At 37.8% G+C, this 12,264-nt stretch carries 11 protein-coding genes and 1 pseudogene; 7 read left to right on the top strand and 5 right to left on the bottom strand.

The genetic code is table 11. The features are described 5' to 3' along the window. Window positions 1-319: 319 nt before the first annotated feature. The 3 genes and pseudogenes from NST76_RS10545 to NST76_RS10555 form a co-directional block, all read right to left on the bottom strand. Complete coding sequence (locus NST76_RS10545) at window positions 320-559, bottom strand: hypothetical protein (protein ID WP_036126137.1); 240 nt, start codon at window positions 557-559, stop codon at window positions 320-322. 311 nt (window positions 560-870) lie between these two features. Further along, a complete protein-coding gene (locus NST76_RS10550; RefSeq protein WP_342545318.1) occupies window positions 871-1,221 on the bottom strand; it encodes a hypothetical protein in 351 nt (116 codons plus the stop codon). A gap of 306 nt (window positions 1,222-1,527) precedes the next feature. Further along, window positions 1,528-2,442, bottom strand: a pseudogene (locus NST76_RS10555) (beta-propeller fold lactonase family protein); the annotation flags it as partial. Between the two features lie 519 nt (window positions 2,443-2,961). On the opposite strand from NST76_RS10555, the gene NST76_RS10560 reads away from it, so the two are divergent. The 5 genes from NST76_RS10560 to NST76_RS10580 all read left to right on the top strand — a co-directional run bounded on the left by NST76_RS10560 (window position 2,962) and on the right by NST76_RS10580 (window position 8,604). Continuing rightward, window positions 2,962-4,560: an AraC family transcriptional regulator gene (locus tag NST76_RS10560; RefSeq protein ID WP_342545183.1), complete on the top strand. Its 1,599-nt coding sequence runs from the start codon at window positions 2,962-2,964 to the stop codon at window positions 4,558-4,560. Window positions 4,561-4,678: 118 nt separating this feature from the next. Continuing rightward, window positions 4,679-5,647: an ABC transporter substrate-binding protein gene (locus NST76_RS10565; RefSeq protein WP_342545185.1), complete on the top strand. Its 969-nt coding sequence runs from the start codon at window positions 4,679-4,681 to the stop codon at window positions 5,645-5,647. A 545-nt stretch (window positions 5,648-6,192) separates the two neighbouring features. Next, on the top strand, window positions 6,193-6,615 hold the full coding sequence (locus NST76_RS10570) for a GNAT family N-acetyltransferase (protein WP_342535678.1): 423 nt from the start codon (window positions 6,193-6,195) through the stop codon (window positions 6,613-6,615). Window positions 6,616-6,680: 65 nt separating this feature from the next. Then, complete coding sequence (locus NST76_RS10575; RefSeq protein ID WP_058844460.1) at window positions 6,681-7,334, top strand: DUF2306 domain-containing protein; 654 nt, start codon at window positions 6,681-6,683, stop codon at window positions 7,332-7,334. Window positions 7,335-7,566: 232 nt separating this feature from the next. Continuing rightward, the gene (locus tag NST76_RS10580) at window positions 7,567-8,604 is read left to right on the top strand and encodes a serine hydrolase (protein WP_342535679.1); all 1,038 of its coding nucleotides are present in this window, start codon (window positions 7,567-7,569) and stop codon (window positions 8,602-8,604) included. Between the two features lie 436 nt (window positions 8,605-9,040). Here the strand turns inward: NST76_RS10580 and NST76_RS10585 are convergent, their stop codons facing one another. Continuing rightward, window positions 9,041-9,346: a hypothetical protein gene (locus NST76_RS10585; protein ID WP_342535680.1), complete on the bottom strand. Its 306-nt coding sequence runs from the start codon at window positions 9,344-9,346 to the stop codon at window positions 9,041-9,043. A 212-nt stretch (window positions 9,347-9,558) separates the two neighbouring features. Here NST76_RS10585 and NST76_RS10590 point away from each other — a divergent pair, with 212 nt between their 5' ends. After that, window positions 9,559-10,083 carry a GNAT family N-acetyltransferase gene (locus tag NST76_RS10590; protein ID WP_036126121.1) on the top strand — a complete coding sequence of 175 codons (525 nt, stop codon included), beginning with the start codon at window positions 9,559-9,561 and terminating at the stop codon, window positions 10,081-10,083. 28 nt (window positions 10,084-10,111) lie between these two features. Here NST76_RS10590 and NST76_RS10595 read toward each other — a convergent pair whose 3' ends face one another. Then, window positions 10,112-11,281: a Ger(x)C family spore germination protein gene (locus tag NST76_RS10595; RefSeq protein WP_342545187.1), complete on the bottom strand. Its 1,170-nt coding sequence runs from the start codon at window positions 11,279-11,281 to the stop codon at window positions 10,112-10,114. 145 nt (window positions 11,282-11,426) lie between these two features. On the opposite strand from NST76_RS10595, the gene NST76_RS10600 reads away from it, so the two are divergent. Beyond that, window positions 11,427-12,221, top strand: a complete 795-nt coding sequence (locus NST76_RS10600; RefSeq protein ID WP_342545188.1) for a PhzF family phenazine biosynthesis protein — start codon at window positions 11,427-11,429, stop codon at window positions 12,219-12,221. The last annotated feature ends 43 nt before the right edge of the window (window positions 12,222-12,264 follow it).

Consider the following 12,264-nt stretch of genomic DNA (forward strand, 5'->3'; position numbering starts at 1 on the left):
GGCTTTTTAAATCGAAGTGATTTGAGGAAGCATTACATAAGGACTTGTCTGTAACGACTGCTATTTTAATTTTTGGATAGGTTGAAAGTCACTTCTGATTACACTTTCATTTTTATCGCTTTACTAATTAGTAAAATTCCTAAAATACATAAACTCCCAGATAAAGCATGAAGGATTATATTCCATCCTTCACTGACATTCTGGAAATATTTGATAGATAAAGCTACACCATATAAGCATAATAATATACCCCAAATTCCTCTAAATAATTTCATATAATTCCTTCATCCTTCTTTAATTTTTAATAATGGCTATTACTTTAATTACTCTTATTTTGATTCGTACTAAAAATACTGATAAACGATACTACGCACAGCAGGAACAGTAAAAATAATCTTAACCAATCCATGGAATGCCAAAATTCTCCACCACTAACAATAGAAGGACTTGTACCATACTCATCAACATAAATACCTAAATTCCAAAATAATTTAAGCGAAATAAGTAATGAGAAAAAACTTAGTAAAAATACAGCGATTGATAAAATCGGTTTCTTCATTTTAAATCCCCTTTTGAATAAAATTATTAACTAAATACCACCTAATTTTACCATAAATAACCGTTGTATCAATAAGCTGGTGTGCTTCTTCTTTTTCAAGTGCCACAGAACAGCATTGAGCGAATCGAGATACATTAAGATGGATAATTAGTTACGTAATTTGCTCTCTGCTGTTACATTAAAACCTTGCATTAATGGCTTTATTGGATTGACACAGCAAGCGGTTTATGGACTGATATGTGAGAGAGCCTGTGCGAGCATAACAAAAGGACTTGCCATTAGCAAGTCCTGTTTAAATAATAGAAAACTCATTATTGTAGACCAAATTCTTCTTTCATGCCTAATGTACCGTTATAAAAAATTAATTGAGCAGAACCGCCACTAACTCCTTCATACCAATAGGTCTCTGTTGTAGCATTGGGTGTAGTCATATCTCCTCCAAATTCACCTATACCTAAAATGGATTCTACTTCCTCGAGAGACATTCCCTTCATAGTTGCCTTAACTGCGTTCACGATAAGATTTTGTGCTATTTCCACCCAAAATTGATTGGCTTCATCCAGTGCAGACTCTAAATAAAACTCGGATTCAAGTTCAGCAACAGCAACTTCTTCTTTATTAACAGCCTCTATTTTTTTAAAAAACCTATCAAAGAACCCCATTAATTGCACACCCTCTAATTTTATTGATAAATGATTTTAGTCATTCTGCTTATTTGCTAAATAAACATTTTGTCTATTATAGATGGTAACATAGAGGAACGTAAAATAGTATATAAATGGTAAAAACGAATGAGACTTACTACTATTCCAAAACTAGATGAGCATTCAACGTTTTAGCATTCGCTCATTACATCATGATATAGGCAACCAACTCTAGACGACCATTTGATTAAGATGGTCGTCTAGAGTCGGTTGCTTTTTCTTTAATTTGACTTGCTACTTCTTGTTCGCCAAGGGTGTCAAAAGCTAGTTGCAGATGGTGCCCGTTTTTATACCAGTAGGACCGTTAAATCCAGGGATTGTAGCAATGACCATATTGGTCACTATATCGATAACAGATACCGTATTGTCCACTTGGTTCGTGACATAGGCAAATGTTCCATCAGGCAAAATCGTCACTTGGTCAGGAGATGGTCCTACAGGAATTGTAGCAATCACCGTATTAGTAGCTATATTGATAACCGAAACCGTATTGCTACCTTTATTGACAACGTAAATAAGTGTTCCATCTGGTGTAATGGCTGTTCCTACAGGTCCTGTGCCCACAGGGATTGTAGCAACTACTGTATTGGTTACAGCATTAATGACGGATACAGTGTTGCTATTTTCATTTGTCACGTAAGCAAATTGTCCACTCAATGTGAAAACAATGGATCTTGGGCGAATGCCGACAGGGATTGTAGCGACCACCGTATTCGTAGCTGTATTGATAACAGATACTGAATTTGAATTTTCGTTTGCAATATAAGCAAACGCGCCATTTGGAGTAAAAGCAATGCCTTGAGGCTGGAGCCCTACTGGGATAGTTGCGGTTACAGTATTAGTGGCTGTATTGATGACAGATACCGTGTTAGATCCATGATTGGATACATAAGCAAGTGTTCCATTCGGTGAAATGGCGACACCTAAAGGATTAACCCCTACTGGAATGGTAGCGATTGGTGTGTTTGTGGCAGTACTAAAAACCGTAACATTATCCGAGAAGAGCGCTGGAACATAACCAAATGCTCCGTTTGGTGTAATCGCTACTTCGAGAGGAGCAGATCCTACGGGTATGTTTGCGACTATCGTATTTGTCGCCGTATCAATCACAGATACTCTATTATCAGGCGATACTAGCTGACCAGCGTCTGTCACATATACGAGATAGTTACAACTTGGTGGTATCGGTAAAAATGGTGGTTTACATTTACAACGACAACAAGGACAGCAACAACGACAATGACAATTTGGATTTGATTTTAGCTTGAATTTTTTTAAAGATTGATGTTTTTTCTCCACACGAACACCCTTCCTAACATATAGTGATACTATATGCGTACAGAATTGGGCTTATTGTACGTTCACCTAATTCAAATACTTCTGAAAAATGTGGTGGTTGTATAGGATGGTTTGATGAAAGTGATAAAGATAAACTTCCAAAATCAGCATTTTGCCTATTAGGTGAAGGGATTTCTTTCAGTATAATGGTCTTGTATTTCCTTCTAGCAGTATGCCCATCCATGGTGTCACCTTATTATTAATAACTGGTTTGTTAAAAAATCAAAATATTGGAAAGAGCCCATATATAAGCAAAGCTGATTGATTTTAAAAGCCTTTTGGATTTTTTATGGTAGATTATAGTTTAGTTGTTTTAAAATAATATTCAACACTATATATGACAGGGGAGGGTCTAGGAAAATGCTAACATATGAGCTTCTGGATTTAAGACTTCTAGCGGACGAGGGAACACTGAGTCCCGCTACGCTGACAGGGTTATTTCCAATGATTATCATTCCTACACAACCGATAGTTATTCGAACAGAGCAACGTACTTGTCGTATAGGAAAAGGGCAATTCGTCTTGCTTTTGTACCCAGAGAAGGACAGCCATATCGTCCCGAGCACTAGCGAAGGATTTATGCCTGTTTACAGCATCTCATTTAATAGTTATCAATTGGCTAAACGTGAGAAAGAAGCGTTATTATATGTGATTGATACAGCCCATTTGCCTGCGCATGGGCAGGTCATGGAATTTCCTCGATATGCGGTAGGGCTGCTGAAAATTTTGATAGGGCAGTTTTCTCAAACGCAGAAACTAAATGCTGCCCCTAAGCTCCATTTGCTTCTGCACGAGTTCCTCGATACGATTTTTGAAAGAAAGAGTATTGATAACAGTTTTGTGACGAACGATCAAGCTATTCAGCAGGCTGTTACATATATCAAACAACATTTTGAAGCACCGCTAACACGTTCTTTTATGGCCAACATGACAGGCTTTAACGAAAGCTATTTCTCCTCGCTGTTTAAGAAGGAAACAGGGTGGAGCTTTGCTGAGTATGTGAATCAGATTCGGATTGACCAAGCGAAGCTTATGCTACTTGGAACAAATGACAAATTGCAGGATATTGCGTTGAAAACAGGATTTGCAGACGGCTCGTATTTGGGAAAAACTTTCACCAAGTATGTTCATCTTTCACCTAGTAGCTTTCGCAAGAGGAAGCAGAGCAACCGTATCGTTAGTATACAATTTCTTGGGGCATTACTCGCATTGGGAATTCAGCCTCTCGCTACAACAAGAGAGCTGCTTCAATCATCCCAGCTATTGCACAGACGATTGCCGAACATAGTAGAGATAGAATCTTTTGACCAAATAGAAGTGATACATCAACTAGCCCCGGAGTTAATCGTGGCACCAACTTATTTTTATAACTATCCTGAAGTAATGAAAGCACTCGAACAAATTGCTCCTGTTCTGACGATTCCATGGGGACAGTTAGATAAGCTTGAAGAGGTGCGACTGCTTGGGACACTCCTTGGGCGAACACAAGAGGCTGAAGATTGGATTGCGCAGCTACAGCAGTCCGCCATAGAGGCAAGAAAAGTCATCACACCATTTCTTCAGTCAGGCTCAACAGCAGGTATCTTTGAATTAAGTCACGATAACTTATGGCTGATCCCTTATCTATCGGTGCGCTCCGCCTACACTTTATACCAGCTATTAGGACTACGAGCTCCTCAGGCCATTCAACAGGAGGTACTTCAACCTGGTAAACATCTGAAAGTTAAAGAGCAGGATTTGCCCCTGTATGCGGCCAATCATATGTTTTTGATCGTACCAACTGATGATACAGAATCTTTCCGCACCAAACTGATGCAGCGTTCCGTGTGGCAACAGTTAGTGTATGAACAAGGCTGCCAATTACACTTACTTAAGCTTAATGAATTTTGGTTTGATGATGGTCTGTCTTTGGAGATTCAACTTGATGTAATGGTAAAATTGTTCACTAATCAAAGTTAAATCCAACAATTTTCCCTATGCAACATCCAATTTATAGGCGTTGTCCTTGTACAAGACTGCCTCTATAATGAATATATCATCGCGAATGATAATCATTATCAAACAAGGAGGTACAATCTTGTACTTACATAAGGTGTTAAAATCAATAGTATTTCTTGCTTTACTCGCTATACTGACGGCTTGTGGCAATGCCAATGACAGCGCCGATTCCAATACTAATAAGGACACTTCCAAAACAGCTGAAACAACAGAATCAGCTACAAAAATAATCAAAACACAACGTGGTGATATTGAAATACCACGTCAAGCAAAGCGGATTGTAACAGACGGCTATTTACCAGAATTACTTGTGTTAGGTATCAAGCCAATCGGCTCTACCCAATGGGATTTGGAGAACAAAGCAATTCAAGATCAGATTGATGGCATTGAAACAACTGGGGAAAGATCATTGGAGACAATCGTTCAGCTGAAACCGGATTTAATCATCACTTGGGTGGGTGATGAAAAGATTCTTCAGCAGTATGAGAAAATCGCACCTACGCTTGCGCTCCCTTATAGCTCTTCAGGTGATATTTATGAAATAATGCGTCTTTTGGGCGATGCTTTGGACAAAAAAGATGAAGCCGAGCAATGGATTAAGCATTTAGATAAGACCGCAGAGGAAGCACGAGCACAGCTTGCGAACATTATTAAACCCGACGATACTTTTGCACTTATGGGCGTTTTTGTAGTAGATAAAGGATTTTATATTTATGGTGACGGAGGCTATAGGGGTGGTGAAGCCATCTACAAACATCTTCAATTAAAGCCACCAGCGAAACAACAGAAGGAAATGATTGGGAAAGAGGCCTATCGACAAGTTTCGTACGAAGTCATTCCTGAATATGCTGGCGATTATATTTTCATCGATCAGGGAGATTTAATCTCAGAAGTATGGGGTGAGAGTGAGGGACTTTGGAAGTCACTAGACGCCGTGAAGAATGACCGAGTGTTCAAGCTGGACCCAGATTTATTCTGGGGCAATGATCCAATATCATTAGAGCTGCAAATCAAAGAAGTAGTAAAAATGTTAACTAATAAACAATGAGAATGACATAAATCATTAAAGGCCGCTCGTGATGAGTGGTCTTTATTGTTGTTAGATAAAAAATAAATATACATTTATTTGTAAAAAAAATGAAGCTTTACGGTACAATGAAAAGAGGCTTACTAATAGCAACTCTTTTGGCAGTAAGTGCAATCTTTATTTATTGTAATAAATTATTTTATCCTCCTTTGCCAATCGACTCCCTCACATCAAAGGAAGCCATACAAAAATTAAATACATTTCCCTTTGATTTAGTGGCGCTCTTCGATGATAAGAATGTAACTTGGTACATCCCAGCAAAAATAAGAATGACAAACAATAGGTCCATCATACACCTTCTTTCTATTTTTACGATCATTGTAACAGGAATTTAGTAGTTAGATGGAGGTGCTTTTAATGGAGAGAGACGGTTGGTCAGGAGCTGAATTCATTAGATAAACAACGGTTTCGTATAGATAAAATAGATGACTATTAAAATGGTAGAACATGATAGTAATTGACACATTATTCAATGACTACTGATAGGAATAGAGAGGTAGCGTTTTATGAAACAAATTCAATCAAGCAATATCCAACCCGAAGTGAAAGTACTATTATCCTACGCCACTTCAGACAAGAAAGTAGCTAGAGAGTACCAATTATATATGGAAAGTCCAGAAAGAGAGTTATATGGCTATAGCATCGAGCAAGACATGGTGGGGTGTATCGGAATCGCAAAGAGGGATGGAAATCACTGTGAAATTAAACATCTTGCCGTATCACCAACGAATCGTGGAGAAGGGATTGGACGTGAGATGATTCGATATTTGAAAGAACACTATTCATTTTCTACGATTTATGCAGAAACGGACGAAGAAGCTGTTCATTTTTATAAAAATATTGGGTTTCGCATTACAAGCTTAGGTGAAAAATACCCAGGTGTGGAGCGTTTTTCCTGCCTTTACAACTGCACTACTAATAGTCTGTAACGGCTATTTTTATGTCAGAGCGTAGTCAATTGCAATGTTAGGTTTCAAAAGAAAGGAGCTACAGAATGAGAAAAAAATGGTGGTTTATTGTAAGTGGCTTGGCGATAATGATAGCGGGCTATTCGGTCGTTCAATATATCGTATTCCATGCACAACAGGCTGGGTTTGTTCAATTAAAGCTCATGCTTAGCGCTACATTGAATTCCTTTTGGTATAGTATGCTTTACATTCATATCATTTTTGGTGTGTTAGCCCTCGTAATCGGCCCTTTTACATTGTCCTCCACCTTAAGAGAGAAAAATGTGAAACGTCATAAACGATTAGGTAGCATCTACATGGTTAGTATTTTGTTCGGTGGTGTGGCAGGACTTTATTTAGCATTTCACGCAACTGGGGGATGGGTAGCACAGCTAGGCTTCGCTTTATTATCTATAGGCTGGCTCATCACGATGTTTCAAGCACTGGCTAACATTAAACAAAGAAACATCCAAGGACATCAAAAATGGATGCTAAGAAATTATGCTTTAACCTTTGCGGCAGTGACATTGCGAATCTACCTCCCCTTATTTACTGTATTATTTGGCTTTGAAAATTTCCAGTATAGTTATGCCGTCATCGCGTGGTTATGTTGGGTGCCAAATTTATTCGTGATGGAATGGTATATTCAGCGCAAGCTTCATGTCTTTATAGACAATCGACATGTAACAAAGACGACTTGATTTGCAATAGATTAAAGAGAATGTAAAGCATAATGAATTCAATAATCACTAGTAATAATTTCTGTGCTTGTAAAGATAGGATACCAGCAATTGACCCTTTAACCATTCCTCAGTATGCACAGCCTTCTCCTCATAATTATGCGAATATTCTCGACAAGGTAACAGTAGTAGAGTATTGTTTTAGTAAGAGAAGTTATTATTTAGTTACTTTGGATAAATAAGGGGAATGACTATGCATACAAAATTGCAAAATGTTATAGTGGACATACAACAGAATCTTGATTTTTCGGGAACAATTCTAGTGGAAAATCAAGAGAAGGCTGCCTTAGTCAATCAAAGCTTTGGCTATGCAAATCGCTCAGAGCAAATTGAAAATAACACAAAAACGCGTTTTGGTATTGCATCTGGCTGTAAACTTTTTACTGCAATTGCTATTTGTCAGCTTATCGAAAAAGGAAAGCTTTCTTTGGATAGTAAACTAAGTGACTGTTTAAACCATCATTTTAAGCATTTGGATGAGCAGATTACTATTGAACATCTGCTAACGCATACTTCAGGAATTGCAGATTATTTTGATGAGGAAGAAATGGAGAATTTTGAAGAATTATGGGTTGAAAATCCAATGTATCAACTTCGAACATTGCGTGATTTCTTACCTTTATTTCAGGATCGGCCGATGAAATATAGGGTAGGGGAGAGATTTCATTACAACAATGCCGGGTATATTTTATTAGGCTTAGTTATTGAGCATATTTCTGGTATGAACTTTTCTGACTACATTCAAAAAAATGTATTTGATCCAGCGAATATGAAGGAATCGGGCTATTTCTCGTTAGATTCTCTACCATCTAATACCGCAATAGGATACATAGATAACCCGGATGGTACATGGAAAACAAATATCTACTCCCTACCTGTAAAAGGAGGTTCGGATGGAGGAGCATTTGTAACGGCGAAGGATATGTCAAGGCTGTGGCACGCGCTGATGAACTTTGACCTTTTAAGTGAAGCTGTCACAACACAACTGCTAACACCTCATGTTGAGATGAATGAAAGTGATAGTTACGGGTATGGTGTATGGATTAAGAAAAACAGTGACCAATCTATTTTAAAATATCATGTGATGGGATATGATCCAGGTGTGTGCTTCCATTCAGCTTATTATCCTGACTGCTCAACCAAAGTAGTTGTTTGTTCAAATAAATCGAGTGGAGCTATGAACATCATGAAGGGCATAGAAGCAGCATTATTATCAGCTCAACCCTTATAAAATAAATAGAGCCTATGTGGAAACGGCTCTAATGTTTAATAGCATTGGTCGAATATCGCCCTTGTGTGTATGTGCCTTTTTTTCTCATTACCTATGAAGCTATTGACTGCTTGCGAGTGTATAACTAATACTCCAAACAATTAATATAAAGGTTATTATGACAATCCTCGATTCAGTCGTTGTCGTGTATTGTCCCTTACTGAATTTTTTGAGTAGCTTAATAAGGTAATAGCTAAACAAAAAAGCGTAGAGGGGCATTAAATAAAAATTACTAAAGAAAAAGAACATTTCCATAGCTGAACAACCTTTCTTATCTTTATTAAAAATTACAGGATTATTGTGCAAACTGATTAAAAAGGAGCTACTTTAATAAGTAGCCCCAAATTTGTTAATATTAGTATATTATTTTGTCTCTATTCCTGCAATCGCTACATTCTTATGGATCGCTATGTTTCTGTTTTTGGAATTTCTTTTGTTTGTAGGTAATATAAGATGTTTTCAATGAAGCGTAACTACCAATGGCTGCGTAGCCATAAAACCAGCCCATGAAAAGCCCAGCAAGAAGGTTGTGGCGATGGCTGATGAAAATGGAAATGAATAAGCCGACGATTAATGCAATGCTCGGAACCCAAAAAGGTTTGATATGACCCAATTTCTTAATTAGTTGCGTAACAATCATCACGACAGGGACTGCAATGACGGCATCCCAAAAATTTGTATGTATTAGCGGAAAATGCTCCATACCTCTCACCTCAAGTAGACTGACTTAGAACTTATTGTGGACATGAAGTAAGATTTTATGCAAAAGGAGATGAGGAGCGCTTGTAGGAATAGGCAAGCAAAAGAACATGATAATTAGCTTTGTCCTTTTAAGTGTCATCAAATGGAAATAGAGATTGAAATAGTTCGTCGAAAAAAATTTGTTTAACAAATCCATGATTAAAGAGGTATGCTATGTTTCCTATATTACAAACTGAACGATTAGTATTAAGAGAATTAGGGAGTCCTGATGCACAAGCTCTTCTTGATTGCTTTTCGAATCCTGAAGTTTTGCGCCATTATGGGCAACAACCCTTAACGAGCTTAGTACAAGTGCAACAAATCATTAAAAATTTTGCAAACAATTTTACCGAAAAACGTGGTATTAAATGGGGTATTGCATTAAAAGAACAAGAAGGGATTATTGGTACACTTGGCTTTCAAGAGTGGTCAATGGAGCATCGAAGAGCAGAAATCAGCTACGCACTATTTCCTGACTATTGGGGAAAGGGCTATGCTCAGGAAGCTGTGAAAAGAGCCATTTCCTATGGTTTTGAAGAGATGGATTTAGTACGTATTGGTGCTATTGTTTTTACAGAAAATGAAGCTTCTCAGCTACTATTGCAAAAAATAGGTTTCGAACAAGAAGGATTATTAAAAAAATATATGCATCAAAACAATATGCCACATGATACATATATGTATTCACTCATAAAATAAAAAATTTTTTAAGACCAGATTCCCTAAGTTAGGGCTTCCGGTCTTTTTTTATAGTTTCTGTGAATGTTTTACGACCTGGATTGATTTTAGCTACTTCCACATGAATTTTACTGATAGAATCCTCTGTTAATGGAATTTTTCCATCCTTTTCTAACCTTTTCCATGCTTTGACGTTGTCCCGATAAAGAGACTCTGATAATCGATAGATATCAACATCTAATTTTAAGCCTTCATTGAAGGTTTCATGGATTTCCTTTTTCACCTGTGTGATTATATGTTTTTCCAGCTCTTTTTCCGTTGTTTTTCCTTTAAAGCCATTAATGGTCGCATTGATTTTTAATTCGACTTCAAATGAAACATCTTCCTTTTTGATATGTGGTTTCACATCGACATGAATTTTTTCAATACTCACGGTTAATTCTTCCTGACCATTTGTTTTTAATTGGAAGGTAATCTCACCGCGATTTGTATAGTTATGCATCCATTGATTGCCTCTTGCTGCATTGTCTTGCAAAAATCCTTTAAAGCCATCTTTTGATAGGACACCAACCCCTGAAAAATAAGTTTCTTCTGTTCGATCCTCATCTGTTTGCCAATCTTCTTTAATGGACACATATGGGATGGTCACTTCATGGCTTGGTTCATTTAAACCAATGACGATATCTCTTATATTTTTGGGTTCAACAAAGGTTTCTTGTTCAGTTGGGTTAATCGGGTTACTTAATTTTGATGAGGACAAAGAATTTCTTAGGATGGGTGTGACAAGCAGCACTTCATCTACCGGATTTTTTGTACAGTACACCCAAATCTGGTACCTTGTATCGCGAAAACGTATCAATGTATCAATGACTGGAATAAAATGTTCATTTTCCATGGCCCGCTCTGAAAAGAGAAGAAACCTCATATGACCCCAAAATATTTCCTGATCGGAGGAGCGATACAATTTGTAAATCGCTTCTTCTACTGTTTTGCCAGTGGCACGACCCACCTCCGCAGGAGCCACATCTGCACTGGGCTGAATCGATTTCGCAACATCGGCAAAATTAATCACCTGTAAATAGACAACATATTCATCGTTTTCATAGTCTACACCTACTGCATTAATATAGTACATTCTCTGTGGTTCAGTAATATCCCAGCATCCAGCGAGTAAGGTCGTCAATCCAATAATCATTAAAATTTTGAAATATGGTTTCATCGTTTCTCCACTCAAAAGCTCTACCATTGTATTTTATAATGTTAGCTTAGACAAAAGGTGGTTATTTTATAAAATGATTATTTGTTTGAGTGTGTATATTCAGCACTTGCTTGTTTGCGTTATGATGAGAGAAGAGGTGAATAAGATGACGATTATTTCCTATTCTATAATAAATACCTTTACAACAGAGCTATATAAAGGGAATCCAGCAGCAATATGTCTTGTAGATGCAGATGTTTCTGGGGAGACGATGCAAAAAATTGCACAGGAGGTACCTGTCCCGACAACAGTCTTTATTGAAAACAAACAGCTTGATTTTTCGATAAGATGGTTTACCCCAGAGACAGAAATCCCGATTTGTGGTCATGGCACCCTTGCTAGTGCTTTTTTGCTTTGGCAGCAGGGGATCGTGCCTAAGCATCAGACCATCACATTTCAATCAACAAATGGCCCTTTGCAGGCAAGATGGCAACAGGAGCGAGTGGAAATTGCCATCAAAACGTATCCAATTGATGAAATAGTGTGTCCTCCAGCATTGGAAGACTGGTTAGGAAGTAAACCGATCTATGTAGGGAGTACCGAATTGGATTATATCGTGGAACTAAGCAATGAAGACCTTATTGCACATTTCGAGCCAGATTTTTCTGCGATGGAACAATTTCCTGTTAGGGGGATATGTGTGACCAGTAAGTCGAGGGAAGAGGGCATTGATATAGTATCCCGCTTTTTTTCTCCAGCACAAGGAATTGACGAAGATCATGTTAATGGGTCTAGTCATGGCGCACTTGGGCCATACTGGTGTGAAAAACTATTGAAAAACCAGCTAGTAAGCAAGCAACTTTCCAAACGGGGCGGTATTTTATACGTAACACCCCAACGCGAAACAGTAGCGATAGCGGGTTCAGCCGTTCTCGTGTTGAATGGAAGATTAAGCATTTAAAAGCCGCTTAGATAAGAGAGATGAATGAAAGTTTACAAAAGGA

Origin of the sequence: Lysinibacillus sp. FSL W7-1291 (genome assembly GCF_038593415.1) — a bacterium.
GTDB lineage: Bacteria > Bacillota > Bacilli > Bacillales_A > Planococcaceae > Lysinibacillus > Lysinibacillus fusiformis_D.